The following is a 25,525-nucleotide window of genomic DNA, read 5'->3' as shown; positions in this document are numbered from 1 at the left end:
CAGCCCAGCTGGTTTTCAGCATCTATTTTTTATCCACATGACTATTCGCAAGAACGCTTTTACCCCCCAGCGCGGCCTCGTACTCGGTGCCCTGGCCATCAGCCTGACGGGCTGCGGCATGATTCAATCGGTCGTCGGTAACGACAAGGTGGACTACAAATCGGCCAAGAAAGCCAGCACCCTGGACGTGCCGCCGGATCTGACCCAGCTGCAAAAAGACAACCGCTACGCGCTGCCGGACACCAGCCGCGGCGTGGCCACCGCCTCGGGCTATATCGCCCAGCGCGGCGGCGCCCAGCCGACCGCCGCCGTGGCCAGCACGAATGAAGTGGCCAGCACCGGCGTCGGCAGCATCCGCGTCGAGCGCGCCGGCAACCAGCGCTGGCTGGTGGTCAGGCAGACCCCGGAAGCGCTGTGGCCGCAACTGAAATCGTTCTGGGAAGACTCGGGCTTCACCCTGGCCCTGGACAACGCCACGGCCGGCGTGCTGGAAACCGAGTGGAATGAAAACCGCGCCAAGATTCCGCAGGACTTCATCCGCAACACCCTGGGCAAGGTGCTCGACCCGCTGTATTCGAGCGGCGAGCGCGACAAGTACCGCACCCGCGTCGAGCGCCTGGCCGACGGTTCCACCGAGATTTACATCAGCCACCGCGGCGCCCAGGAAGTGTTCGTCGGCGCCCAGAAGGAAAGCACCACCTGGACCGCGCGTCCCAACGATCCAGCCCTGGAAGCGCTGTTCCTGGCGCGCCTGATGAACAAGCTCGGCAACACCGACGACAAGGTCGCGGCGCGCACCGCCGTCGACAACGCCATCATGCAGCCGCTGCACGCCAGCCTGCAGGGCGCCGGCGCCGAGCGCCATGTGGAAACCGATGAAGGCTTCGACCGCTCCTGGCGCCGCGTCGGCCTGGCGCTGGACCGCGCCGGCTTCACCGTGGAAGACCGCGACCGCGTGCAAGGCCTGTACTTCGTGCGCTATGTGGACGATGCGGCCCAGACCAAGGGCTTCTTCAGCAAGCTGTTCAGCTGGGGTTCGTCCGACAAGGAGAAGGAAGCTCAGCGCTACCGCATCGCGGTCAAGGCCGGCAATGGCAGCACCAGCAAGGTCAGCGTGCTCAACGCCGACAACCAGGCCGACACCTCGCCCACGGCCGAGAAGATCCTGGGCCTGCTGCACGAACAGCTGAAATAAGCAGCCTTGCTCGAAAAACCGGCCGCTGGCCGGTTTTTTTTCGCCCGCCGCAGGGGAATACCTGACAAAATTTCTCAGGTGAAAAGTTGCAACGTTTAACTTTTTATTAAATAGTGGTACGATGCGCCCGTCGTGAACCTCTGGCGAGGTGGTGAAGGCTGCCCGCACCATCACGAGACCGCGGCGACAGACCGCCGGCTCCCCCCTTCGATTTTCGCCCATCCAGGACCTTCACGAATCTGATACATGCGCCTTCGGTCCTGTCCAGGCCGGGGCGCTGGCATTCTTTGGAGGAGGAGCAGCATGGGTTGGTTTACATCCCGAACGACTGCGCCGGCATCGGCGCGCCCCAACAAAACTTCGCGGCTCTTGCTGCAGGCGCTGGAACCGCGCCTGATGTTCGATGGCGCGGCCGTGCAGACGGCGATCGCCGCCCTGCATGCCGAGGCGCCGCACCTGGCGCCCGAGCACGGCATGGCGCCGGCGGCGGCCGAGCGCCTGGCGGAACGGGCGGCGCCGCCGGCCGCGCCGGCGCCGGAAAAACAGGTGGTGTTCGTCGACGCCGCGCTCGCCAATTCCCAGGCCCTGCTGGGCCAGCTGCCGCCGGGCGCCGAGGTGGTGCTGCTCGAGGCGGGCCAGGATGGCTTGGCGCAGATCGCGCAATGGGCTGGTCGGCACCACGGGTATGGCGCCATGCACATCGTGTCGCACGGCCAGCGCGCCGGCCTGGTGCTGGGCGGCACGGCCTTGAACACGGCGGCGCTGGACGCGCGCCAGGGCGAGCTGGCGGCCATCGGCGGCGCGCTGCGGCCCGGCGGCGACATCCTGCTGTACGGCTGCGATATCGGTGCCGGCGCCGCCGGCGCCGCCTTCGTGTCCCGCCTGGCCAGCTTCAGCCATGCCGACGTGGCCGCCTCCACCGACGCCACCGGCGCCGCCCGCCTGGGCGGCAACTGGACGCTGGAGCGGCACAGCGGGCCGGTCGAGGCGGCGGCGTTGCGGCTCGATTACCCGGGTTTGCTGGCGCAACCGCGCAACGGCGTCAGCGATTTCAATATGGGCCATGGCCAGGTCATTGTCTCGGGCAGCGCCACCGACGACGGCCTGTCGGCCTCCGATGTCGACGGCTGGGACTTCACCTTGAAGAGCTCGTCCGCCACCAATTGCTACATCGGCGCCGAAGCCCTCACCAACCAGACCCCCATGATCACCGGGGTGAGTTTGGATGGCAGCCCTCTTCTGTATCTGCAGGTGAAGGCCAATAACGGCGCATTGTTTACCCTGACTTCGGTCGACCTGGCGATGAGCGGACTTTCGACCGGTGCGGGCGGCACGCTGAGATTGATCGGCTATCGCAACGGCGTGGCCGTCTCGGGCGCGATCCTGGCCTTGTCGGTAACGGACGTGTATATGGGTGGCCAACTGGTCACGTTCAATGTTTCCAACAATAGCGCCTTCCAGGGCATCGACGCCTTCCGCGTGCAAACCGACGGCAGTTTCCAGGTCACCGGCGCTTTCGGCGTCGACAATCTCACCGCCATCGATTTCATTCCGCCCGGCCCGGTGCTCACGCCCAGCGGCGGCGACTCCGCCTTCAGCGCCGGCACCGGCAACGCGGTCGCGGTCGACAGCGGGATCAATGTGAGCGACAGCAGCAGCAGCACCCTGTCCAGCGCCATGGTCAGCATCACCGGCAACTTCCACGCCGGCCAGGATGTGCTGGCGTTCAACAACGACAATCCCACGCTGTATGGCAACATCAGCGCCAGCTACACGGGCGGCACCGGCGTGTTGATGCTGAGTTCCAGCGGCGGCACGGCCACGCTGGCGCAATGGCAGGCGGCGCTGCGCGCCATCACCTACCAGAACACCTCGCTGTCGCCGATCACCGGCACGCGCACCGTCGGCTTCACCGTGGACGATGGCAGCCACACCAGCACCGTGGTGAGCAAGGGCGTCGCCGTGGCCCCCAATGCCGCCCCCGTGATCGGCAATCTGCACGGCGACAGCGTCAGCTACACCGCCGGCGGCGGGCCGGTGCGCCTGGACAGCGGCACGGCCCTCACCGTGAGCGACAGCGACACCCCCAATTTCAACGGTGGCAGCCTGATGGCGCGCATCACGGGCAATCTGCGCAGCGGCGAGGACGTGCTGGGGCTCGACGCCAGCGGCGCGGTTTCGCTCAGCAACGGCACCAGCGCGGGCAGCATCGTCTCGGTGGGCGGCGTCGCCATCGGCAGCATCGCCAGCAACGGCGACGGCGTGGGCGGCCACGACCTGATCGTCACGCTCAACGGCCATGCCAGCACGGCGCGGGTGAGCGCCCTGGCCGGCGCCCTGACCTACAAGGACACGGCCGGCTCGCCCAACAGCGCCACGCGCACCGTGCAGGTGGTGCTCAACGATGGCCGCGGCCAGAGCAGCGCCGCCGCCAGCGTGACGGTGGCGGTGATTAACGCCCCGCTGCTCGGCCTCAGCGGCGGCAGCGCGGCCTTTGTCGCCGGCGACAACAGCGTCTCGACCCCGGTGCTGCTCGATGGCGGCCTGACCGTCAGCGATCCGGGCAGCAGCACCCTGGCCAGCGCCACGGTGGCCATTACCGGCAATTTCCGCAGCGGCGAGGATGTGCTGGCGTTCGCCAACGACGGCGCTGGCATGGGCAATATCGTGGGCAGCTACCACGCCGCCACCGGCGTGCTGAGCTTGAGCTCGGCGGGGGCCACGGCCACGCTGGCGCAATGGCAGGCGGCGCTGCGGGCGGTGACCTATACCGACACCCAGGTGACGCCGCACACCGCCACCCGCACCCTGAGCTTCCAGGCCACCGACGGCAGCGGCAATGCCAGCGCCGTCGTCACGCGCACGCTCACGGTGACGGCCACCGGCCAGACCCCGATCGCCACCGCCAGCGGCGGCAGCGCCGCCTTCACCGGCGGCGACAACACGGCCGGCGCGCCGGTGGTGGTCGATGGCGGCATCACCCTGTCCGACCTCGATAACAGCACCCTGGCCAGCGCCACGGCAGCGATCACGGGCAATTTCCGCAGCGGCGAGGACTCGCTGGCCTTCAGCAATACCAGCGCCGCGTTGTACGGCAATATCGTCGCCAGTTACAACGGCGCCAGCGGCGTGCTGACGCTGACGTCGGCGGGCGCCACGGCCACGCTGGCGCAATGGCAGGCGGCGCTGCGCGCGGTGAGCTACCGCGCTAGCGCCGCCATGCCGGATACGGCCACGCGCACCGTGAGCTTCACCGTCAGCGACGGCGGCAAGACCAGCGCCGCCGTCAGCCGCCAGGTGACGCTGGCCAGCGTCGCCCAGAGTCCGGTCCTGAGCGCCAGCGGCGGCAGCACGGCTTTTGCCAGCGGCGACAACGGGCCGGCCACGCCCGTGGCGGTGGATAGCGGCCTGAGCCTGTCCGACCTGGACAGCGCCACCCTGGCCAGCGCCACCGTGGCCATCACCGGCAATTTCCGCGGCGGCCAGGATGTGCTGGCTTTCAGCAATACCAGCGCCGCGCTGTATGGCAACATCGCGGCCAGCTATGCCAGCGGCACGGGCGTGCTGACCCTGACCTCGGCGGGCGCCACGGCCACGCTGGCGCAATGGCAGGCGGCCTTGCGCGCGGTGAGCTATATCGACAGCGCCGCAACGCCGGACACCGCCACGCGTACGGTCAGTTTCAGCGTCAACGATGGCGGCAAGACCAGCGCCAGCGCCGCCAAGGCGGTGACGGTAAGCCTCACCAGCCAGAGCCCGATCGCCACCACCAGCGGCGGCAGCGCGGCCTTCACCAGCGCCGACGGCGCCGCCGGCAGCCCGGTGGCGGTCGATGGCGGCATCACCTTGTCTGATCTGGACAGCACGACCCTGGCCAGCGCCACGGTGGCGATCACGGGCAATTTCCAGTCCGGGGAGGATGTGCTGGCCTTCAGCAATACCAGCGCGGCGCTGTACGGCAATATCGCCGCCAGCTATAACGGTGGCACGGGCGTGCTGACGCTGGCCTCGAGCGGCGCCACGGCCACGCTGGCGCAATGGCAGGCGGCGCTGCGCGCCGTCAGCTATGGCGATAGCCAGGCCATGCCGCATATGGCCACGCGCACGGTGAGCTTCAGCGTCAACGATGGCGGCAAGACCAGCGCCGCCGCCAGCCGCCAGGTCACGCTGGCCGCCGCCGCCCAGACCCCGCTGCTCACGGCCAGCGCGGGCAGCACGGCCTTCGCCAGCGGCGACAACGGACCGGCCATGCCGGTGGCGGTGGATGGTGGCCTGAACCTGTCGGACCTGGACAGCGCGACCCTGGCCAGCGCCACCGTGGCCATCACCGGCAATTTCCACGGCGGCGAGGATGTGCTGGCCTTCAGTAATGGCAACGCCGCCCTGTACGGCAATATCAGCGCCAGCTACGACGCCGCCACCGGCGTCTTGAGCATGGCGTCCAGCGGCGCCACGGCCACGCTGGCGCAATGGCAGGCGGCGCTGCGCGCGGTCAGCTATACCGACAGCGCCGCCACGCCGAATACGGCCGCGCGCACGGTCAGCTTCAGCGTCGATGACGGCGGCAAGACCAGCGCCAGCGTGAGCAAGGCAATCAGCATCAGCCGCACCGACCAGAGTCCCATCGTCAGCGTCAGCGGCGGCAGCGCCGCCTTCGTCGCCGGCGACAATGCGGCGTCCACGCCGGTGCTGGTGGATGGGGGGCTGAGCCTGTCCGATCTGGACAGCGCGACCCTGGCCAGCGCCAGCGTGAGCATCAGCGGCAACTTCCGCAGCGGCCAGGATGTGCTGGCCTTGAGCCACACCAGCGCGGCCAGCTTCGGCAATATCACGGCCAGCTACAATAGCGGTACGGGCGTGCTGAGCCTGACGTCGAGCGGGGCCACGGCCACGCTGGCGCAATGGCAGGCCGCCTTGCGCGCCGTGAGCTACAGCAATAGCGCGGTGACGCCGGACACGGCCAGCCGCAGCATCAGCTTCCGCGTCAATGACGGCGGCAAGGAAAGCGCCGCCGTCAGCCGCGGCCTGACGCTGGCGGCCACGGCCCAGACCCCGCTGCTGACCGGCTCGGCCGGCAGTGCGGCTTTCACGGCGGGCGATGGCATGCCCGCCGCCCCGGTGGCGGTGGATACGGGCTTGACCCTGTCCGACCGCGACAGTACGACCCTGGCCAGCGCCCGCGTGGCCATCACCGGCAACTTCCGCAGCGGTGAGGACGTGCTGGCCTTCAGCAATACCAGCGCGGCCAGCTTCGGCAATATCGTGGCCAGCTATGACGGCGCCAGCGGCGTGCTGAGTCTCACCTCCAGCGGCGCCACGGCCACGTTGGCGCAGTGGCAGGCGGCCTTACGCGCCGTGACCTATACCGATAGCGCCGGCACGCCGGCCCTGGCCACGCGCACGGTGAGCTTTGCGGTGTCGGACGGCAGCAAGACCAGCGCCGAGGCCACGCGCAGCGTCACCCTGGCGCTGCCCGATTACACCCCCGTGCTGGGTGCCAGCGGCGGCCAGGCCAGCTTCGTGGTCGGCGCGGCGGCCGCGCCGGTGGTGGTTGATAGCGGTTTGCAAGTTTTGGACCGCGACAGCGCCACCCTGGCCAGCGCCAAGGTGGCCATCACCGGCAATTTCCGGGCGGGCGAGGATACGCTGTCCTTCAGCAATACCAACGCCACGCTGTACGGCAACATCACGGCCAGCTACCACGCCGGCGGCGGCGAGCTGACCCTGACCTCGAGCGGGGCCAGCGCCAGCCTGGCGCAGTGGCAGGCGGCCTTGCGCGCCGTCAAATACTTCGACAGTGCCGCGACGCCGCACATGGCCACGCGCACCGTGGCCTTCAGCATCAATGACGGCGGCCGCACCAGCCAGGTGGTGACGCGCGCGGTGGCGCTGAACCTGCCCACGCCGCAGATCGGCGGCCTGGCGGCGGGCAGCGACACCGGCGCCAGCGCCAGCGATGGCGTGACCGCCAATGCGCGGCCGATCCTGACGGGCAGCGCCCTGGCCAGCGCCACCGTGTCCGTGTATGTCGATGGGGTGCTGAACGGCACCGCCACGGCCGACGGCAGCGGCGCCTGGGCCTATGCCTTCCCGGCCGATCTGCTCGACGGCAGCCATAGCGTCACCGTCAAGGCCCGCAGCGGCGGGAGCGACAGCCCGGTGTCCAGCGCCCTGGCCCTGGTGATCGACACCATGGCCCCGGCCAGCCCGGCCGACCTCAAGCTCACCAGCGGCACGGCTGCGCGCCCCGCCCTCAGCGGCAAGGCCGAGGCGGGCAGCAGCGTGAGCATCCAGATCGACGGGGTGGTGGTGGGCAAGGTGCAGGCCGATGGCGCCGGCGCCTGGGCCTGGCAGGGCGGCAGCGCCCTGGCCGACGGCGCGCACAGCGTGCGCGCCGTGGCGACCGACCCGGCCGGCAATGCCAGCGCGGCCACGGCCGAACTGAAATTCACGGTCGATACCCGCGTGCCGCCGCCGCCGGCGCCGCCGCCGGCCCTGGACCTGGCGCCCGGCTCGGACACGGGCAGCAGCGCCAGCGACGGCTTGACCAGCCAGAACCGGCCCACCCTCAGCGGCACGGCGCAGGCGGGCAGCACCGTCACCGTGCTGGTGGACGGCGCGGCGGCCGGCTCGGTGCGCGCGGACGCCAATGGCGCCTGGCGCTACACCCTGGGCAGCGCCCTGGCCGACGGCGCGCACAGCATTGCCGCCGTGGCCGAGAATGCGGGCGGCAAGAGCGCGCCGTCGGCGGCGCTGGCGCTGACCATCGATACCGCCGCGCCGGGCGCGCCGGCCATCGCCGGCCTGGGCGCCAATCCGGCCCAGCCGGAATTCAGCGGCAGCGCCGAGGCCAACAGCATGGTCGCCATCTACGTCGACCATGCCCTGGCCGGCACGGTCCAGGCCGACGCCGGCGGGCGCTGGAGCTACCGTCCCTCCGGCCTGCTGGGCGAGGGCGCGCACACGGTGCGCGCCGTGGCCACGGATGCGGCGGGCAACAGCGGCGCCGGCTCGGCGGCGCGCGGCTGGAGCGTCGATAGCGCGCCGCCCGCCATCCCGGCCGGTCTGGCCCTGGCCGCCGGCGCGGACACGGGCGGCAGCGCCAGCGATGGCATCACCCGCGAGCGCCAGCCGGCCATCGTCGGCACGGCGGCCGCCGGCAGCCGCGTCACCGTCAGCATCGATGGCGTGGCGCTCGGCAGCGTGGTGGCCGACGCCCAGGGCGCTTGGCGCTTCCGTCCCGGTGCGGCCCTGGCCGAGGGCGCGCATCGCGTCACGGCGGTGGCGGCGAACGCGGCGGGCGCGGTCAGCGCGGCTTCGGCGCCGCTGTTGCTGACCATCGATACCGGCGCGCCGCGCCTGCTGGCCATCACGCCGCTCGACGCCACGGCCACCAGCGCCGGCCTGCTGCGCTATGAGGTGCAATTCTCGGAGGCGGTGGCGCTGGCGGCCGACGCCTTCGGCCTGCTGCTCGGCGGCCAGGCCCAGGCCGGCATCGCGTCCATCACCCCCAGCGGGGAAGGGCGCTATATCGTCCAGCTCAGCGCCAGCGGCGAAGGCAGCGTGGCCCTGACGCTGCGCGCGGGCGGGGCCAGCGACCTGGCCGGCAATGCGCTGGCCCAGGGAGGAGGCGGCACCGCCTACCAGTTGTCGGCGCCAGTGCGGCCGGAGCCGCAAGCACCGCTGACCGAGACCCGGCCCGGCGCTGGCAGGCCGCCGCCAGGGGAGACTGGCGGTCCAGCCCAGACGATAGCGCCGCTGGCGCCTGCCGTGCCAGTCATCGTGAGCGGTAAGCCAGCCTTGGTTCTGGAGCCGGCGCTGGCCGAGATGGGCCGGCTGCCCACGCTGTCGCCGCGCCCGGCCTGGGGCGGCGACCGTTTTGCCGGCGGTACGCGCGGCTTGGTGGCGCGCGAGGTCCAGGACCTGGGGACGCGCACGCTGGCGCCCGGCCAGGCTTTCGAGATCCGCCTACCGGCCGGCACGCTCGGCGCGCGCAGCGCCGAGCTGGCGCCGACCATCCACGTCCAGCTCGGCGATGGCCGTCCTTTGCCGCTCTGGATACGCTTCGATGCCAAGACCGGCCGCTTCCTTGGCACTTTCCCGCCCGGCTGGGAAGAGGACTTGCTGCTGGAAGTGCGGGTCCAGGACGAGGCCGGGCACGAGCACGTCACCCGTCTGCAATTGCGCAGCGGCGGTGCGGTGGAGGCGAAGGCCGACGGCGGCAAGCCGGCGCCCGGCAAGGAGGCCCACGGGCCGCAGGAGGGCAAGGCGGTGCCGGCCAAGGCCGCGCTCAACGAGCAGCTGCGCCAGTACGGCAAGGACGCTTTCGACCAACAGCTGGCCGCCTGGCTGGCCGCGGACGAGGCGGTATGAGGCAAGCATGACTAACGAACAGATGAAAATCCGGAACACCCGCATGAACAATCAGAAACCGCAAGCCCCGGCCGCCGGCCGCTACCGTTGGACCGCCCTCGCCGCCGCCCTCGCGCTGAGCGGCTGCGCCGTCACCCCGGCGCCGCTCACCGAGGCCGAGCGCCAGGCCACCCTGGGCGCCGACCGCCAGGCCATGGTCGGCGGCCAGGCGGCGCTGGCCGGCCCGGTCAGCCTGCAGGAAGCGATGGCGCGCGCCCTCAAGTACAACCTCGACTTCCGCGTCAAGCTGATGGAAGAGGCCCTGGCCCAGCGCCAGCTCGACCTGTCGCGCCTGGACATGCTGCCCAAGCTGGCCGCCGGCGCCGGCTTCACGGCGCGCAGCCGCGACCTGGCCTCGTCCTCGCAGAACGCGGCCACCGGCACCCAGTCCCTGGTACCGTCGGTCTCGACCGAGAAGCAGGCGCACACGGCCGACCTGAGCCTGAGCTGGAACGTGCTCGATTTCGGCGTCAGCTATTACAACGCCCAGCAGCAATCCGACCGCGTGCTGATCCTGCAGCAGCGCCAGCGCAAGGTGGCCCAGCAGCTGATGCAGCAGGTGCGCGAAGTGTGGTGGCAAGCCGTCGGCGCCCAGCAGCTGCAAGGGCGCATCGATGCCCTGCTGCAGGAGGCCGAGGCGGGGCTGGCCGACGCGCGCCAGGTCGAGCAGCAAAAGCTGCGCTCGCCGCTCGAGGCGCTGACCTACCGCCGCCAACTGCTGGACGTGATCCGCCAGATGGGCATCATCCGCAACAACCTGGCCCAGGCCAAGCCGCGCTTGGCCGCCCTGATGAACCTGCCCGCCGGCCAGGACTTCCAGGTAGCGGTACCAGCCGGCATGCCGGTGCCCACCCTGGGCCTGAACCTGGAGCGCATGGAAGAGATGGCCCTGCTCAACCGTCCGGAACTGGGCGAGGCGCGCTATCTGGAACGCATCGGCGCGCTGGAAACGCGCAAGGCCGTGGCCAAGCTGCTGCCGGGCCTGGAGTTCAGCGTGGGCCAGCGCTACGACAGCAATAAATTTCTGGTCAACCATTCCTGGAGCGACGCCGGCCTGCGCGTGAGCTGGAACCTGCTCAACCTGTTCAACGCCGCCAGCATCAAGGGTTCGGCCCAGGCCCAGCTCGACCTGGCCAAGGCCCAGCGCCTGGCCGTGAGCATGGCGGTGCTGACCCAGGTGCACGTGGCTTACCTCGACCTGCAGGGCCGCAGCCGCCAGTTCGCGCTCGAGCGGGAATTGAGCGAAGTGGAGCAGGGCATCTTCGAGCAGAACCGCAACGCCAGCGCCAGCGGCGCCCAGGGCCGCCTGCCGGCCATCCTGGCCGACGCCAATGCCGTGTTCTCTTCGCTGCGCCTGTACCAGAGCTATGGCGACGTGCAGAACGCCTATGGCCAACTGGGCGCCAGCCTGGGCATCGACCCGCTGCCCGACAGCGCCGCCAGCCACGAGCTGCCGGCATTGACGGCCGCCTTCGCCGGCGCCGAAACGCAATGGCAGGCCAAGGTGGCCGCGGCCAAGGCGGTGGAGGACAAGCAGTGAAGCCCGCGGTCGTGATGGTGCTGGCTTCCTGTCTGGCCGGCGTGGCCCCGGCCGCCGTTCCCGCCGCCGCGCCGGTGCCGCCCGCGCCCGTGGCCGCCAGTGCCGTGCCCGCTGGCGATGGCCGCGTGCGCGTGCAACTGATGGCGCGCCAGGCCGTGACCTTGTCGGGCGAGGTGGCGGCGCGCATCGCCGCGCTGCCGGTGGCCGAGGGCGGCAGCTTCAAGCGCGGCCAGACCCTGGTCGAATTCGATTGCGGCACTTACCGCGCCCAGCTGCACAAGGCCCAGGCCGCGCTGGAGGCGGCCAACCGCCTGGCCGAGGTCAATGCCCAGCTGGCCAAGCTCAATGCGGCCGGCAGCCTGGAAGTGGCCCAGGCCCAGGGCCGCGCCAAGGAGGCGGCGGCCGAGGCCAACTATATGCAGAGCGTGGTGGCCAAGTGCAGTATCGCCGCCCCCTTCGCGGGACGGGTGGCGCGGCGTGCGGCGGCCGTGCACCAGTACGTCAGTCCCGGCAATCCCGTGCTCGACATCGTCGATGCCGGGCCGCTGGAATTGCGCATGCTCCTGCCGTCCAAATGGCTGGGCAGCATGAAGCCGGGCAGCCGCTTCACGGTGGCCGTCGATGAGCTGGGCACGAGCTTCCCGGCCCGGATCGCGCGCCTGGGCGCCCAGATCGACCCGGTCAGCCAGTCGATTCCGGCGGTCGGCGTGATTGAGGGCGCCGCCGCCACGCTGTTGCCGGGCATGAGCGGCTGGGCCAGCTTCAAATAGGGCGGCGCGATGAGTGCCGCCGACGCCCGCCGCGACCTGGCCGCCCTGGTCGCCCTGATGCACCGCGCCCGCGCCGCCGGCGATGCCGCCGAGCTGGGCTTCGTGATCGTCAATGAGAGCCAGCAGCTGCTGGCCTACCGCCAGGCCGCGCTGTGGCGCGAAGGCACGCGGCGCCAGGTGGGCGCGCTGTCCGGCCTGTCGGAGCTGGACCCCACGGCGCCCTATGTGCAGTGGCTGGCCGCGCTGTTCCGCCATCTGGCGGCGCAGCCGGGGCCGGACTGCCGGCCGCTCCAGGCCGCGGACTTGCCGCCGGCGCTGGCGGCCGACTGGGCCTCCTGGCTGCCGGCCGAGGTGCTGTGGCTGCGCCTGGGCGGGCAGGGCGCGCTGCTGCTGGCGCGCGCCGAGGCCTGGACCGCCTATGAACGGAAACTGGCGCAGGAATTGGCGCACTGCTACGGCCACGCCTTGGCCCTGTTCGCGCCGCGCCGCAATCTGCGCGAGCTGGCCTGGGCCTGGCTCAAGCCGGGGCCGCGCCAGCGCCGGCTCTTGCTGGCCCTGCTGCTGGCGGCCTGCGTGCCGGTACGCCTGAGCGTGCTGGCGCGCGGCGAGGTGGTGGCGCGCGATCCCTTCCTGCTGCGCGCCCCGCTGTCGGGCGTGATCGCCAGCATCGCCGTGCAACCCAACCAGCGCGTGGCCCGCGGCGCGCCCCTGTTTTCCCTCGACGCCACCGCGCTCGCGGGCCAGTATGCGCTGGCCAGCCGCGAGCGCGAGGCGGCCCAGGAAAGCTACCGCGTCAGCGCCCAGCTCGCCGTCACCGACGACAAGGGCAAGCTGGCCATGGCCCAGGAACGCGCCCGGCTGGAAGAGAAAAGCATTGCCGCCGATTACAGCGGGCGCGAATTGCAGCGCCTGCAGGTGACGGCGCCCCAGGCCGGCGTGGTGGTGTTTTCCGACCGCAGCGACTGGCAGGGCAAGGCCGTGGTGGTGGGCGAGAAGGTGATGACCCTGGCCGACCCGGCCCAGGTCGAACTGGCGGCCTGGCTGCCGGCAGCCGAGGCGATGGACGTGGCGCCCGGCGCGCGCATCGTGCTGTATCCGAACGGCGCGCCGACCGCCTCGCATGCGGCCGAAGTGCTGCGCGTGGCCTACAAGGCCGAGGCGGCCGAAGGCGGCCTGCTGGCCTACCGCATCCAGGCCCGCTTCACCGACGGCGGCGCGCCGCGCCTGGGGCAGATGGGCACGGCCAAGGTGTATGGCGGCTGGGTGCCGCTGGCCTATTACGTGCTGCGCCGGCCGCTGACGGCGGCGCGCCAGTGGCTGGGATGGTAGGCATGCGCCGGGCGGACGGGCAGGGCGGGCGCGGGGGCGCCGGTGCGGACGCGGCGGCGGCCGGCGCGCCGGCCGGTACGGGGCCGGGAGCGGCCGACTACGCGCTGCCGCCGCTGCGCCAGGAGCTGAGCCTGCACGCGGGGCCGGTGCAGGCCGACGGCGCGCCCAGCTGGACCTTGCACGACCCCAGCAGCAACCGCTTTTACCAACTGGGCTGGGCCAGTTTTGAGATCCTGCAGCGCTGGCAGCTGGGCAGCGCCGAGCGCCTGCTGGCGGCCCTGCGCGCCGAAACCACCTTGCAGCTGGGGCGTGACGAGGTGGCGGCCATGCTGGCCTTCCTGTCCCGCCACCAGCTGCTGGTGGCGGCCACGGCCGAGCAGAGCGCGCGCCTGTGGCAGGCGCGCCAGGCCAGCCGCCCGAGCCGCGCCATGTGGCTGCTGAAAAACTACCTGTTCTTCCGCGTCCCGCTGCTGCGGCCCGAGGCGCTCCTGCTGCGCCTGCTGCCCTATTGCGCCTGGCTGTTCCATCCGCGCTTCTGGTGGGCGGCGGGCGGGGCGCTGCTGCTGGCCCTGGGCTTGCTGGCGCGGCGCTGGGACGAGTTCACCCACACTTTTTCCGGCTATGGCGGCTGGACGGCGGCGCTCGGCATCGGCGCGGCCCTGAGCCTGGCCAAGGTCTTGCACGAACTGGGCCACGCGTTGACGGCGCGCCGCTTCGGCTGCCGCGTGCCGGCCATGGGCGTGGCCTTCCTGGTTATGATGCCGGTGCTCTACACCGACACCAATGAGGCGTGGAAGCTGCGCTCGCGCCGCCAGCGCCTCTTGATCGGCGGCGCCGGCATGCTGGCCGAGCTCTTGCTGGCCGTGGCCGCCACCCTGCTGTGGTGCGTGCTGCCGGACGGGCCGCTGCGCGCCGGCGCCTTCCTGCTCGCCTCCACCACCTGGCTGGCGACGCTGGCCGTGAACGCCAGCCCCTTCATGCGCTTCGACGGCTACTTCCTGCTGGCCGACTATGTGGGCTTGCCCAATCTGCACCAGCGCGCCTTCGCCCAGGCCCTGTGGCGGCTGCGCCAGTGGCTGCTGGGCCTGGACGATCCCGCGCCGGAGCACTTCCCGGCTGCGACGCGGCGCAAGCTGATCGTGTTCGCCTGGGCCACCTGGCTGTACCGGCTGGTGCTGTTCCTGTCGATCGCCCTGTTGGTCTACCACCTGTTCTTCAAGGCGCTCGGCCTGTTCCTGCTGTTCGTTGAGCTGGGCTGGTTCATCGTGCGCCCCATCGCGGGCGAGCTGGGGCTGTGGTGGCAGCGCCGCGCCGAACTGCGCTGGTGCCGCGCCAGCCGCCGCAGCGCCGTGCTGCTGGGGCTGCTCGTGGCCGGGCTGGTTCTGCCCTGGCAGGCCGAGGTGGGCGCGCCCGCGGTGCTCGGCGCGCGCCAGTCGCAAGGCTTGTACGCGCCCGCCGCGGCCGAGGTGGCGGCGGTGGCGGTGCGGCCGGGCCAACTGGTGCAGGCCGGGCAAGTGCTGGCCCACCTGCGCTCGCCCCTGCTGCACATGCAGCTGGCCCAGGCCGAGGCGCGCGAGCGCCAGCTGGGCTGGCTGGCGGCCCAGCAAGCCTTCCACAGCGAGCTGCAGCAGCAAGGCGCCGTCTTGCGCCGGCAATGGGCGGCGGCGCAGGAACAGGTGGCCAGCCTGCGCCAGCAGCAGGCCCGCTTGCGCGTGCGCGCCCCGTTCGCCGGCCGCGTGGCCGATGTCAGCGAAGCGCTGCGGCCCGGTACCGTGATCGCCGAAGGCGAACACCTGCTCGACGTGCTGGGGCCGCGGGGCGCGCGCGGCGAAGCCTTCGTCGGCGAAGCCCAGCTGGCTGAGCTGCAAGCCGGCGCGCCGGCGCGCTTCGTGGCCGATGGCGGCGAGCACTGGGCCGTGCAATGCCGGGTGGGGGCCATCGACGATCTGAATCTGCCCCTGCTCGACCAGCCCCTGCTGGCATCGACCCATGGCGGCCCGATCCCGGTGGAGGCGCGCGAGCGCGGCCTGGTGCCGCTGGCGGCCGTGTTCCGCGTGCGCCTGGACGAGTGCGCGAGCGGGGCGGCGCCGCTGCGTGAAATGGCCGGGGTGGCGCGCTTGCAAGGAGAACGGCACAGCCTGTTAGGCCGGGGCTGGCGCGCGCTGCTGGCGCTGCTGCGCCGGGAGGGCGGCCTGTAAGACCGGGGCGGGGAAGAAAAGGGGAAGTGGGCAGCTGGGGCAAACGCTAGACGAAAAAAAACCGGCCAAAGGCCGGTTTTTTTCCCTGCGTGCCGAATTACTTGGCAGCGGAAGCAGCCGAAGCGGCAGCGGAAGCGGCTGGAGCAGCAGCGTCAGCGGCTGGAGCGGCAGCTGGAGCAGCAGCGTCAGCGGCTGGAGCAGCGGCTGGAGCAGCAGCGTCAGCAGCTGGAGCGGCTGGAGCAGCGGCTGGAGCCGAAGCTTCAGGAGCGGCTACTGGAGCAGCAGGAGCGGCTTCTTCTTTTTTGGAGCAAGCAGCCAGGGCAACAGCCAGCAGGGAGGCGATCAGCAGGGATTTTTTCATGGGTTTTCCTTAATTAATTCACAAAAAGTAAACAACGATGTTGCGATGAATAATTACCGGTAATTATCGCTCTTTAGGGTGTCTTCGAAGCCTTGTGTACCGTATGGTTTCCCGGACAACGTAAACTTCCTAACCTAATATTATAGCGAATTTTGACGCGTCGCAATAGCGGTGGGAGCCGATTTCATAACTATTTTGCGGTAATGCAATATAATTTTCTGCCCCGATCTGCCTGCTTTGGACGGCATCGCCGGCTTACCTGTCGAACAGCCGCATTTTACATATTTCTGGATCATAATCCAGCAATGTTTGCATGCAGGCCAGGATTTGTGTCATTCCAGACAGCAACAAAACGTTCGGCGCTGATTTGCGTCTCGGCGGGCGCGTCAAACGCCGCTTCGCCGCGCAGATGGTCGGCGTGGAAACGGCGCACGATGTCGCGGCCGTCGGCGATGACGAAGGAGTCGGTGAGCTGGCGCAGGGCCGGGATGGTGAGGCGGCACTCGATCAGGTGGCTGTAATCCCGCAGCAGGTGCAGAAAGCGCGGCGCGTCGCGCTCCAGGCGGGCATTGCTGTGGGCCACCAGGCGTAGCCGGCCCTGGCCGTGCAGGAATTGGCGCAGCAGCGCGTCCATCTGTGAACTGCCCAGCTGCCACCAGCCGAAGTCGGGATCGAACAGGTCCAGCGTCAGGCGGGCGCGGGAGAAGCAGGTGTGCAGCAGGCTTTCAAACTCGGCCCGGCTCGAAAAAGGCTGCTTCTCCATCGCGTTCTCCTTTACTGGGCCAGCTCCAGCCAGCCGTCGTGGTACCAGGCGTACAGCGCTTCCAGCACGTCTTCCGAGGCGGCGGCCACGGCGGCGCCATCGAGGGCGCGGCTATTGGCCAGCGTTTCCAGCGTCACCTTGTCGGCCTTGCCGATGGCGAAGGACTCGCCATTGATGAAGACATTCTTGCCGCGGTAGAACATCTGGCTCTTGAGCGACAGTTGCACGCCCTTTTTCGCCGCCGTCTGGGCGAAGCGCTCGGTCGTCAGCGGCTTTTCCGGCCCCTTGAAGAAGACATTGTGCTTCGGCTCGGACAGGTATTCGCCCAGGAAGATAGTCACATCGTCCTCGGTGAAGCGCACCTTGTTCAATTCCTCGGCCACGGTGGCCAGCATGTGTTTCGGGATTTCGGCCGGTTTGGTGGTCGGCTCCAGCTCCGGATCGCCGTAGATGCCCGGCAGGTCGATGGAATCGCACATGAATTGCAGGAAAGCCTCGCCCAGCTCCTGGTAGGCCGGCGCGCGGAAACCGATCGAATACGTCTGGCAATCGCCGATGGCGATGCCGTCGTGGGCGTAGTGGGGCGGCAGGTAGAGCATATCGCCCGGCTCCAGCACGAATTCCTCGGTGGGCTTGAACTTGCTCAGGATCTTCAGCGGCAAGCCTTCGACCAGGTCGAGGTTCTTCTGCGGGCCGATGCGCCAGCGGCGCTGGCCCTGGGCTTGCAGCAGGAACACGTCATACGAGTCGAAATGCGGGCCGACGCCGCCGCCATCGGTGGCGAAGCTGACCATCAGGTCGTCCAGGCGCGCATCGGGGATGAAGCGGAATTGGCGCAGCAGCGCGTCGGCGCGCGCGTCGTGCAGGTTCACGCCCTGCACCAGCATGGTCCATTCCTTCTGGCTGCGCGGCGGCAGCCCGGTCAGCGGGCCGTGCTGCAGATCCCATTGGCCGCCGGTCAGCGTGACCAGGCGCGACTCGACGTAATCCTTGGTCGCCAGCTCGGCCAGCGCCTCGACCGGCAGCAGGGGCTGAAAGCCCGGCACGGCCTGACGGATCAGCAGGGGTTTTTTATGCCAGTATTCGCTCAGGAATTGAGCCGGCGTGATGTCGCCGAGAAGAGTGAGTTTTTTCATGGCGCCATTATAGCAACCGGCCGCCGGACGGCGGCGGCGGGACAGCCCAGGAGGTATAATCTGCCTGCGCTTAAAAACGAAAGGAAGCCATAATGAAGATCGCCAAGAATACCGTCGTGACGGTGAACTACAAACTGTCCGACGCACAGAACAATCTGATCGAAGACGGCCGTCAACCCATGGTCTACCTGCACGGTGGCTACGAGAATACCCTGCCGAAGATCGAAGAAGAGCTGGACGGCAAGGAAGTCGGTTACAGCAACACGATCCAGATCGAACCTGAAGATGCCTTCGGCGATTACGATGCCAATCTGGTCAAGGTCGAAGACCGCGCCCGCCTGCCCGAGCCGCTGGAAATCGGCATGCAATTCGAAGGCATGCCGGATGGCGAAGATGGCGAAGAAGAAGCCATGATCTTCACCGTGACCGAAATCGCCGACGACAAGGTCGTACTTGACGGCAACCACCCGCTGGCCGGCATGGCCCTGCGTTTCGAACTGAAAGTGGTTGAAGTGCGCGCCGCCAGCGAAGAAGAAATCGCCCACGGCCACGTGCACGGCGCCCACGGCCACCACCACGACGACGAGGACGACGAAGGCGAAGAGGGCGACCACTTCCGTACCCACCCGATCCACTGATCGCGTCCCGCAAGCAAAAAAAGGCGAACCCCGGTTCGCCTTTTTTATTGCACCGCTACGGTCGGGTTCGTGTCCGATTGGGGTCTGACCCCAAGGTGGACACGGGCTCGGCTTTGGGGCGGGTGAACAGGGTGGGGCTGCCGGGGGCGACGCGGATGGTGGTCCAGCCGGGGCTCAGGCTCAGGTGGGCGAGGTTGCCGCGCCATTGCAGGACGGCTTCGGCGTCCGGCGCGGATGCGGCGGCGTTGGCCGATGCGCTGGCCGTGCCGTTCTGGGCGGCCGGCGCTTTGGCGGTTTTTTGCGCGCTGTCGATCAGCAGCACCTTGCCTTTGAATTTCTCGGCCAGCGCGCGCACCTGCTTGCGTGTCTGGGCGAAGCCGTCCTGTTTGGAGGAGAAGCCGCTTAGCAGCGAGAAGCTTTCCTCCTGGTGGGCGCCGATATCGCCGTCCGATACCAGCACGATGCCATCGAGTTTCTTGCGCTTGGCCAGCGCGAACAGGCGCTGCAGCCAGTTGCGGTTGGCCACGGTGCGGTCTTCATATTCGCTATTGCGCCCGGCTTCGGTCAGGAAGTGGTTGTTCTTCGCCGGCAGGTTGATGGTGGCGAACAGCACATTGCCATATTCCCAGTAGGCGTTTTCGGCGTAGCTGCGGAACTGGCTGGAGTTCGACAGGCGGTTCAGCGCGAGCTTTTTCTCGCCCAGCGACTCGTCCTGGTCGAAGAACAGTTCGCGGATGCGGTTCAGGCGCTCGATCGCATTCGAACGGCCGGCCGAGTTGCGGCAGGCGGTCCAGTCGCTGCCGGCCAGCGACAGCACCAGCGGACGGGGCGACTTGTCGAGCAGGGCGCGGCGCTGGGCGTACAGCTTGTCGCTGCAGGCTTCGCTGGCCGACTTGATGCCGGTGACGAGCAGGAAGGCGGCGCGCTTTTGCTCCGCGTCCTCCAGGGTGCGTTGCAGTTCGGCTTCGTCGGACTCGCCCTTCAACACCTGGGCCGCGACGGCAAACTGGAAGGATTTCTTGGCTGGTGCGGCGGCCGCCGGAGCCAGCGCCGCCAGCGCGAGCGCCAGCAGCGCGGCGGCGCTCAAGGGCGGCACGGCGGCGCGCCGCATGCTCATGCCAGCGCGGGTTGCGCCAGGCGCTTGAGCTGGTAGAGCTGTTCCAGCGCTTCGCGCGGGGACAGGGCGTCCGGATCGAGTTCGTCCAATGCGCCCAGCAGTTCCTGCAGCGCGGGATTGGCATCGGCCGGCGCGGCGGCGACCGGCGCAGCCGCTTCCTCGTCGTTGGCGTCGGCCGTCGGCGCGGCGAACAGGTCGAGCTGCGGCGTGGCGTCGAGCGCCTGCGATTCGAGGCGGGCCAGATGCTTGCGCGCCGCCTTGATCACCGGCTGCGGCACGCCCGCCAGCTGGGCCACTTGCAGACCATAGCTTTGCGAGGCCGGTCCGGCCTGCACCGCGTGCAGGAAGACGATGCTGTCCTTGTGCTCCACCGCCGACAGGTGCACATTGGCCGCCGTCGGATGCGCTTCCGGCAACTGGGTCAGTTCGAAGTAGTGGGTGGCGAACAGCGTGAAGCTGCGGCTGGCGTCGATCAGGTGGCGCGCGATGGCCCAGGCCAGGGCCAGGCCGTCGAAGGTCGAGGTGCCGCGCCCGATTTCATCCATCAGCACCAGCGAATGCTCGGTGGCGCCGTTCAGGATGGTGGCCGCTTCGGTCATCTCCACCATGAAGGTGGAGCGGCCGCCGGCCAGGTCGTCGGTGGCGCCGATACGGGTGAAGATGCGGTCGATCGGGCCGATGGTGGCGCTGGCCGCCGGCACGTAGCTGCCCACGTAAGCGAGCAGGGTAATCAGGGCGACCTGGCGCATGAAGGTCGATTTACCGCCCATGTTCGGGCCGGTGATCAGCAGCAGGCGGCGTTCGTCGAGCAGCTTGCAGTCGTTGGCGATGAAGCGCTCGATCTGGTTTTCCACCACCGGATGGCGGCCTTCAACGATATGGATGCAGGACTCGGCCACCAGCTCCGGCGCGCACCAGTTATGGCGCAGCGCATGCTCGGCCAGCGCGGTCAGCGTGTCCAGCTGGGCGATGTTCTGGGCGATGGTCTGCAAGGTGCCGATATGCGGCGCCAGGTCGGCCAGCAGCTGGTCGTACAGCACTTTCTCGCGCGCCAGGGCGCGGTCCTGCGCCGACAGGGCCTTGTCCTCGAAGGCCTTGAGTTCGGGCGTGATATAGCGCTCGGCGTTCTTCAGCGTCTGGCGGCGGCGGTAGTCATCCGGCACCTTGTCGGCCTGGCCGTTGGTGACTTCAATATAGAAGCCATGCACCTTGTTGTATTCCACGCGCAGATTGGCGATGCCGGTGCGGGCGCGTTCGCGCGTTTCCAGGTCGATCAGGAATTGGCCCGCGTTTTCCGACAGGCCGCGCAGCTCGTCGAGCTCCGCGTCGAAGCCGCGCGCGATGACGCCGCCGTCGCGCACCATATTCGCCGGCTCCTCCATCACCGCGCTTTGCAGCAGATCGAGGCAGGCTTGCGGCGTGTCGATGGCGGCGTGGATGTGCGACAGCAGGCTGGCGTCGTTATCGTGGCTCAGGCTGCGCTCCATGGCGTGACGCAGATTGGGCAACTGGCGCAGGCCGTCGCGCAGGCTGGCCAGGTCGCGCGGACGCGCCGTCAGCAGGGCCACGCGGGTGGTGATGCGTTCGATATCCGGCACCTGGGCCAGATGGTGGGACAGCGAGCCGGTGACATCGTTCTGCATCAGCGCCGCGATGGCGTCGTGGCGCGCGCGCGCCACCGATTGCGCGCGGCGCGCATGGTGCAGCCAGTGGCGCAGCAGGCGCGAACCCATGGGCGTGCGGCAGTGGTCGAGCAGCGAGAACAGAGTCGGCGATTCCTGGCCGCGGATGGTTTCGGTCAGCTCCAGATTGCGGCGCGTGGCCGAATCCAGGCCGATGAATTCCGATTCGGTTTCGCAGGCGAGGCTGCGCACGTGCTGCAAGCCGCGGCCCTGGGTCGATTGCGCGTAGCGCAGCAGGGCGCCGGCCGCGCCGAAAGCCGCGCCCAGGCCGTCGGCGCCGAAGCCGGTCAGGGTGGCGACGCCGAGCTGGTCGAGCAGCGCCTTGTGGCCGTGCACTACATCGAAGTGCCAGTCCGGCACGCGGTTGACGTGGCACAGGGTGCTATCCTCGAACAGCTCGCCGTTATCGCCGCGCAGGATTTCGGCCGGCACGATGCGTTCCAGCTCCTGCTGGATGCGCGCGGTGACGGCGCGCTGCTCGCCCGAGAACTCCATCAGACGTAGCGAACCGCTGGCCAGCGAGAGCCAGGCCAGGCCGGCCGTGTACACCTTGCGGTTGGCGATCACGCACATGGCCAGCAGTGGACGTTCGGATTTCTCCGGCAGCAGGTCCGAATCGGTCAAGGTGCCCGGCGTGACCACGCGCATCACCTTGCGCTCCACCGGCCCTTTGCTGGTGGCCGGATCGCCGATCTGTTCGCAGATGGCGCAGGATTCGCCCAGCTTGACCAGCTTGGCCAGATAACCGTCCAGCGAATGGAAAGGCACGCCCGCCATCTTGATCGGCATGCCGTTCTGCGTTCCGCGCGCCGTCAGCGTGATGCCGAGGATGCGCGAGGCCTTTTCCGCGTCGTCGAAGAACAGCTCATAGAAGTCGCCCATGCGGTAGAAGACCAGCATCGTGGGGTGTTCGGCCTTGATGCGCAGGTACTGCTGCATCATCGGCGTGACTTTTTCGGCAGGGCTGTTTTTGATGGCGGCGGCGTTGATTTCTTTGGGAACGGTGGTCATGTCGGTATGTCGGTAGTGCAGCGCACGGAGCGCGTCGTAAACCTGACATTTTACCTCTTTTGCAAAATTCGCAGCAGGATGCGGTCCCTTCAAGGTGGAAAATCCTCATCCAGCAGTTGCTCGACCATATACGGGAGGGGGACGGAAAAACGATGGAAGCCAAGCCTGTTTCTATGGATGCCTGCCTGGCGGCTACCGGATAGGTATTGTTTGCAAACTGCATAATTTTTGGCCGCAGGCTTGGGCTGTCGTCCAATATCGTTTGAATGCTTGCGCGTTGTTCGATGGTCGTGGCAGTCCAGCTCGGCGTTTTTCGCTCGGGCTGAAACGGGCATTTCAGCAGATGCTGAATCAAACTGCCAGTCTGCTTGTCAGGGCGTGACGTTCTTGCCGGGACATGCCGTTCAATTCCTCGATCAGGTTCTCGATATCCAGTTGTTCCAGCTGGCCGCTGCGCAGCAGCGCAGCCTGGGCGTCCAGCCACAGCACGAAGTCATCTTCGTAATCGGGCTGGGCAGGTGTTTGGTCTTTGAAGTCGAGCATGATCGGCACCTCCTCGAAGCAAGCTAGCAGTGAGGGTGGGGATGTCCAGAGAATGTTCCCTGTCCCTACGCTGGCACTAATCCTGTTTGACAGCGACGTGTATCGCCTTCATGGGCATGCTGATGACGCCGCGATGATCCAATCGGAAGAGGCCGATGTCTTCGCGCTGAATAAATTGCAGTGCGCCTCGTGTTACGACAACGTTTATTTCAGCCGCCCAGATTTGGATGTTCTGGGAATGTTGGCCCAGGCCGTTCGCTATCGCCGGACAAAGAAAAACCGGCAGCGCATTTTTCCCAAAGAGGATTCGCCCGAGCGAAAATCGGAAATCATCATAAACATGCTAGTAAGCGTGAAAATGCCGCTGGCGTTGTCGTTTCTGCGCCCCCCGGCGGCGCCAAGCCATGATTATATTTGCGCATGCAGACTTATCGGGGCGCGAAATGACTTGGCGGGGCGGACTCTCGCCATGGCCTGCATGGTTCCAAACCCTGTCGCCGCCGCGCAATCCGCAGGGCAACCACAGGTGAACGGCAGCGCGGGAACAGATTGTCGCGAAGCTATATGACGTTCTTCTTTTCGCCATTGATCCAGAGGATCTTGTCGAAGACGCGATCCTGAAACCAGTCGGCCTTGGAGTCTTTCAGCGCTGATTTTTGATTCGCTTCCGGGACCATGGACCAGTGAGCGACGCCGGGCAGGCCCTTGATCGCCTCTTTGAGCTCGCTCCGCAGCGCCTGATATTCAAGCTCCCACGCGGCGGCGAACAGCTCGTAATCGCCATCCACTTTTTGCCCTTTGCTATCATCGCGAAGCTTGCTCAACGCGTTAAGAGCCGCGACAGCGCGTTTGTCGTAAATTCGGACGCTCGTATGCCCGCGAAACCAGAGGAATTTGGTCGCAGCTGAAAGCAAGATCGGTTGCGCGCCCGCGTCGTCTGCCAACGGGAAAATCTTCCCAAGCTTCTTGGCCAGTCGATGAACCTCGTCGGCTGGCGAATCGGTGGAGGTCAACTCCACTTTCCGAACGGCGTTGGCGACCTTGCGCCACAAGAGCTCAACCTGCCGGGGGCCAGCTTTCTTCGCCTCCTTGGTGGAGAAGTTGCGAACCACATTGTATTTTGTCGCCAGTTCTCGGAAGGCGATCGCCAGCTCCTTCGGCCCTGCGTCGCTTCTCAGGATCGTGGCCAGAGGCTTGTCGGTTCGCTCCCATTGGTTGAGGTAAGAAAGAGCGGCTGGGCGGGCTAGGTTCTCATTCATAGGCGTCCTCCTTGAGTTGACTGATATCAATATTATGCTCCAGACTTTGAGCGCTGGGCGGGCTGTGGCGAAGGCGCCGAGCTCCGCTGGCTCGCGATCGAAGCGCGTGGTGGATGGGAGTGCGCTGCGAAGGCGAACGACAGGCTGATATCACTCAATGGAGGCTGCGATGAAACAAACCAAGTTGTATAGAAAGGTGAAGCCCTTTGTCGAAAACAGGTTGTTCCCGGTGGCGGCGCTCTGGTTGTTCGCGCTCGCGATCTTTGAATCAGCGGCCTGGATGGTTGGATATTTATCGGAAGGCGGAGCGCCGACGCGTTTGCATTTAGTGAACTTGTCCGCGTTTGGAGATGGGCGCGTGGTGCTGCTCCTAAGCGTGTGCGCGTTGGCGGCCATGGGCGTCGTGTCGATGATCGATCTAAACGTCAACCGGCGCTCCATCAATCGAGCGAAGGTGGAGAGGTTTCCCCACCAGTTGTGGGACGAGGTTTCATCGGCGTCTGCGCACGCGGGCGCGGCCCTGTGCGCTTCGGTGTATTGGGGCGGCGGAGAAAGCTTGTCTCGCGCCGTCGAGCAGGGGCGATTGGTGACGGCGTGCGCGTTGATGGGAATCGCCTTTTTTGCCTATCATTGGGAAGAGCCGGAGCAACGCGGAAGCGCAGCCAGCGAGATATAGCCGTCCCGACGATTCGATTTGGGCTTGGCACAGGCGCCGCGCGCTGGCCAGGCTCATTTCAAAGTCTGTCTTTGTCGAAGAACAGCACAAGGTTGTAATGGGCGTCATACTTGGCCTCGATTTCCTCCACTGTCGTGGCGAGGTTGGAGGCGCCCATTGGCTTGCTTGGGCTACGCGAGATCACTTTTTCGATGATCTTTTGAGCGGGAAGCAGTGTGAAGCCGCCGCCGTCAGAGGGAAATGGCCGCCCGATCAAAGTGATGAAGACGCCGATGCTCCAGGCTCCGAACCGCGCCCATTCAAAACGAACGCATGCAAACTCCTTGGCGGGGTCCAATCGCGGATCATGAGGCCCTATATCCATCTCTAGGCGCATTGCGAGGTTGTCCTCATCAGTGATTTTTTCAAATTGCATGATCTGTTCCGCATGGCGCGATATCTCGGGAAAGGAGGCCCTGACGTGGTCGAATATACCCATGCGCTGAAGAACTCGCAGGGTGGCCTCAGTCGCGTCCAGCTCGTTTTGGAATGCGAAGGTGCGACCTTGCGAAAAGCCAGCGATGCTGTAGTGGACATTGTCCGGCGTGTTAAATTCGAAGAGAATTCTCGTCTCCGAGCATAAGAGCGCTTGAAATCTCAGCGCGGCTTGCAGATGGTGCAACGGAAATTGCTTAGTCCCGAGATTGGATGAGAACTCCAACCGTCCTTCGTCGAGGTGGATGATCAGGTCGAAAAACTCGCCTTTGAATCTGCACTTGTGGCCTCCCGCCATGGCGTTGAAAAAATCAACAGGGAAAGACTGCGGTGGTCAAGAAATTTCGGACACAACAATAGGTTCACGCACTGCCATTTTCCGTTCATAGACGGCGGGCGACAGATTGCCCAATGCTGAATT

General features: G+C 67.5%; 16 protein-coding genes and 1 pseudogene. 9 read left to right on the top strand and 8 right to left on the bottom strand.

What is annotated here, in order from left to right; genetic code table 11:
• Positions 1 to 37 precede the first annotated feature (37 nt).
• The 6 genes from bamC (at position 38) to FHS03_RS03200 (ending at position 15,444) form a co-directional block, all read left to right on the top strand.
• On the top strand, positions 38 to 1,195 hold the full coding sequence (gene bamC, locus FHS03_RS03225; RefSeq protein ID WP_183439600.1) for an NlpB/DapX family lipoprotein: 1,158 nt from the start codon (positions 38 to 40) through the stop codon (positions 1,193 to 1,195).
• 303 nt (positions 1,196 to 1,498) lie between these two features.
• Positions 1,499 to 9,568 carry an Ig-like domain-containing protein gene (locus FHS03_RS03220; RefSeq protein ID WP_183439599.1) on the top strand — a complete coding sequence of 2,690 codons (8,070 nt, stop codon included), beginning with the start codon at positions 1,499 to 1,501 and terminating at the stop codon, positions 9,566 to 9,568.
• A 7-nt stretch (positions 9,569 to 9,575) separates the two neighbouring features.
• Entirely contained in the window at positions 9,576 to 11,147 is a 1,572-nt protein-coding gene (locus FHS03_RS03215) for a TolC family protein (protein WP_229426050.1), read from the top strand.
• On the top strand, positions 11,144 to 11,917 hold the full coding sequence (locus tag FHS03_RS03210; protein WP_221208039.1) for an efflux RND transporter periplasmic adaptor subunit: 774 nt from the start codon (positions 11,144 to 11,146) through the stop codon (positions 11,915 to 11,917). The genes FHS03_RS03215 and FHS03_RS03210 overlap by 4 nt, the downstream gene beginning before the upstream one ends.
• A gap of 9 nt (positions 11,918 to 11,926) precedes the next feature.
• Entirely contained in the window at positions 11,927 to 13,246 is a 1,320-nt protein-coding gene (locus tag FHS03_RS03205) for an efflux RND transporter periplasmic adaptor subunit (protein WP_183439598.1), read from the top strand.
• A 2-nt stretch (positions 13,247 to 13,248) separates the two neighbouring features.
• Positions 13,249 to 15,444, top strand: coding sequence for a site-2 protease family protein (locus FHS03_RS03200; protein ID WP_221208038.1), 2,196 nt, complete (start codon positions 13,249 to 13,251; stop codon positions 15,442 to 15,444).
• Between the two features lie 97 nt (positions 15,445 to 15,541).
• On the opposite strand, the gene FHS03_RS03195 is transcribed toward FHS03_RS03200, so the two are convergent.
• From FHS03_RS03195 to FHS03_RS03185, 3 genes are all read right to left on the bottom strand, one after another.
• A complete protein-coding gene (locus FHS03_RS03195) occupies positions 15,542 to 15,805 on the bottom strand; it encodes a hypothetical protein (RefSeq protein ID WP_082219730.1) in 264 nt (87 codons plus the stop codon).
• A 292-nt stretch (positions 15,806 to 16,097) separates the two neighbouring features.
• Positions 16,098 to 16,568: a DUF7931 domain-containing protein gene (locus tag FHS03_RS03190; RefSeq protein WP_183439597.1), complete on the bottom strand. Its 471-nt coding sequence runs from the start codon at positions 16,566 to 16,568 to the stop codon at positions 16,098 to 16,100.
• Between the two features lie 11 nt (positions 16,569 to 16,579).
• Positions 16,580 to 17,704 (bottom strand): cupin domain-containing protein, encoded by a 1,125-nt coding sequence (locus FHS03_RS03185; RefSeq protein ID WP_183439596.1) that lies wholly within the window; start codon positions 17,702 to 17,704, stop codon positions 16,580 to 16,582.
• A gap of 92 nt (positions 17,705 to 17,796) precedes the next feature.
• On the opposite strand from FHS03_RS03185, the gene FHS03_RS03180 reads away from it, so the two are divergent.
• Entirely contained in the window at positions 17,797 to 18,342 is a 546-nt protein-coding gene (locus FHS03_RS03180; RefSeq protein WP_183439595.1) for an FKBP-type peptidyl-prolyl cis-trans isomerase, read from the top strand.
• Positions 18,343 to 18,397: 55 nt separating this feature from the next.
• Here FHS03_RS03180 and FHS03_RS03175 read toward each other — a convergent pair whose 3' ends face one another.
• The 3 genes and pseudogenes from FHS03_RS03175 to FHS03_RS28595 form a co-directional block, all read right to left on the bottom strand.
• Entirely contained in the window at positions 18,398 to 19,459 is a 1,062-nt protein-coding gene (locus FHS03_RS03175; protein ID WP_183439594.1) for a hypothetical protein, read from the bottom strand.
• Positions 19,456 to 22,083, bottom strand: a complete 2,628-nt coding sequence (gene mutS, locus FHS03_RS03170) for a DNA mismatch repair protein MutS (RefSeq protein ID WP_371871597.1) — start codon at positions 22,081 to 22,083, stop codon at positions 19,456 to 19,458. Before mutS ends, FHS03_RS03175 begins: the two co-directional genes overlap by 4 nt.
• Positions 22,007 to 22,695: pseudogene (locus tag FHS03_RS28595) on the bottom strand (DUF29 domain-containing protein). The gene mutS and the pseudogene FHS03_RS28595 overlap by 77 nt, the downstream one beginning before the upstream one ends.
• Between FHS03_RS28595 and FHS03_RS03160 the strand changes: the two are divergent.
• Positions 22,694 to 23,263 (top strand): hypothetical protein, encoded by a 570-nt coding sequence (locus tag FHS03_RS03160; protein ID WP_183439591.1) that lies wholly within the window; start codon positions 22,694 to 22,696, stop codon positions 23,261 to 23,263. The pseudogene FHS03_RS28595 and the gene FHS03_RS03160 overlap by 2 nt on opposite strands.
• Here FHS03_RS03160 and FHS03_RS03155 read toward each other — a convergent pair.
• Complete coding sequence (locus FHS03_RS03155; protein ID WP_183439590.1) at positions 23,256 to 23,954, bottom strand: hypothetical protein; 699 nt, start codon at positions 23,952 to 23,954, stop codon at positions 23,256 to 23,258. The genes FHS03_RS03160 and FHS03_RS03155 overlap by 8 nt on opposite strands.
• Before the next feature lie 169 nt (positions 23,955 to 24,123).
• Between FHS03_RS03155 and FHS03_RS03150 the strand changes: the two genes are divergently transcribed.
• Positions 24,124 to 24,630, top strand: coding sequence for a hypothetical protein (locus FHS03_RS03150; protein WP_183439589.1), 507 nt, complete (start codon positions 24,124 to 24,126; stop codon positions 24,628 to 24,630).
• A 58-nt stretch (positions 24,631 to 24,688) separates the two neighbouring features.
• On the opposite strand, the gene FHS03_RS03145 is transcribed toward FHS03_RS03150, so the two are convergent.
• On the bottom strand, positions 24,689 to 25,402 hold the full coding sequence (locus tag FHS03_RS03145) for a hypothetical protein (protein WP_183439588.1): 714 nt from the start codon (positions 25,400 to 25,402) through the stop codon (positions 24,689 to 24,691).
• Between the last annotated feature and the right edge of the window lie 123 nt (positions 25,403 to 25,525).

It is taken from the genome of Pseudoduganella violacea (assembly GCF_014191875.1).
Taxonomy (GTDB): domain Bacteria; phylum Pseudomonadota; class Gammaproteobacteria; order Burkholderiales; family Burkholderiaceae_D; genus Rugamonas; species Rugamonas violacea_A.
Note: the sequence above shows the minus strand (reverse complement) of the source record. Positions and strands in the feature narration are given on the sequence as shown.

Excerpts from the sequence above, each read along its gene's own strand:
- FHS03_RS03195 (WP_082219730.1), bottom strand. The coding sequence starts at position 15,805 with ATGAAAAAATCCCTGCTGATCGCCTCCCTGCTGGCTGTTGCCCTGGCT.
- FHS03_RS03160 (WP_183439591.1), top strand. The coding sequence starts at position 22,694 with ATGATCGGCACCTCCTCGAAGCAAGCTAGCAGTGAGGGTGGGGATGTC.
- FHS03_RS03200 (WP_221208038.1), top strand. The coding sequence starts at position 13,249 with ATGCGCCGGGCGGACGGGCAGGGCGGGCGCGGGGGCGCCGGTGCGGAC.
- FHS03_RS03215 (WP_229426050.1), top strand. The coding sequence starts at position 9,576 with ATGACTAACGAACAGATGAAAATCCGGAACACCCGCATGAACAATCAG.
- FHS03_RS03155 (WP_183439590.1), bottom strand. The coding sequence starts at position 23,954 with ATGAATGAGAACCTAGCCCGCCCAGCCGCTCTTTCTTACCTCAACCAA.
- FHS03_RS03175 (WP_183439594.1), bottom strand. The coding sequence starts at position 19,459 with ATGAGCATGCGGCGCGCCGCCGTGCCGCCCTTGAGCGCCGCCGCGCTG.
- FHS03_RS03185 (WP_183439596.1), bottom strand. The coding sequence starts at position 17,704 with ATGAAAAAACTCACTCTTCTCGGCGACATCACGCCGGCTCAATTCCTG.
- FHS03_RS03205 (WP_183439598.1), top strand. The coding sequence starts at position 11,927 with ATGAGTGCCGCCGACGCCCGCCGCGACCTGGCCGCCCTGGTCGCCCTG.
- mutS (WP_371871597.1), bottom strand. The coding sequence starts at position 22,083 with ATGATGCAGCAGTACCTGCGCATCAAGGCCGAACACCCCACGATGCTG.
- FHS03_RS03220 (WP_183439599.1), top strand. The coding sequence starts at position 1,499 with ATGGGTTGGTTTACATCCCGAACGACTGCGCCGGCATCGGCGCGCCCC.
- FHS03_RS03180 (WP_183439595.1), top strand. The coding sequence starts at position 17,797 with ATGAAGATCGCCAAGAATACCGTCGTGACGGTGAACTACAAACTGTCC.
- bamC (WP_183439600.1), top strand. The coding sequence starts at position 38 with ATGACTATTCGCAAGAACGCTTTTACCCCCCAGCGCGGCCTCGTACTC.
- FHS03_RS03145 (WP_183439588.1), bottom strand. The coding sequence starts at position 25,402 with ATGGCGGGAGGCCACAAGTGCAGATTCAAAGGCGAGTTTTTCGACCTG.
- FHS03_RS03150 (WP_183439589.1), top strand. The coding sequence starts at position 24,124 with ATGAAACAAACCAAGTTGTATAGAAAGGTGAAGCCCTTTGTCGAAAAC.
- FHS03_RS03190 (WP_183439597.1), bottom strand. The coding sequence starts at position 16,568 with ATGGAGAAGCAGCCTTTTTCGAGCCGGGCCGAGTTTGAAAGCCTGCTG.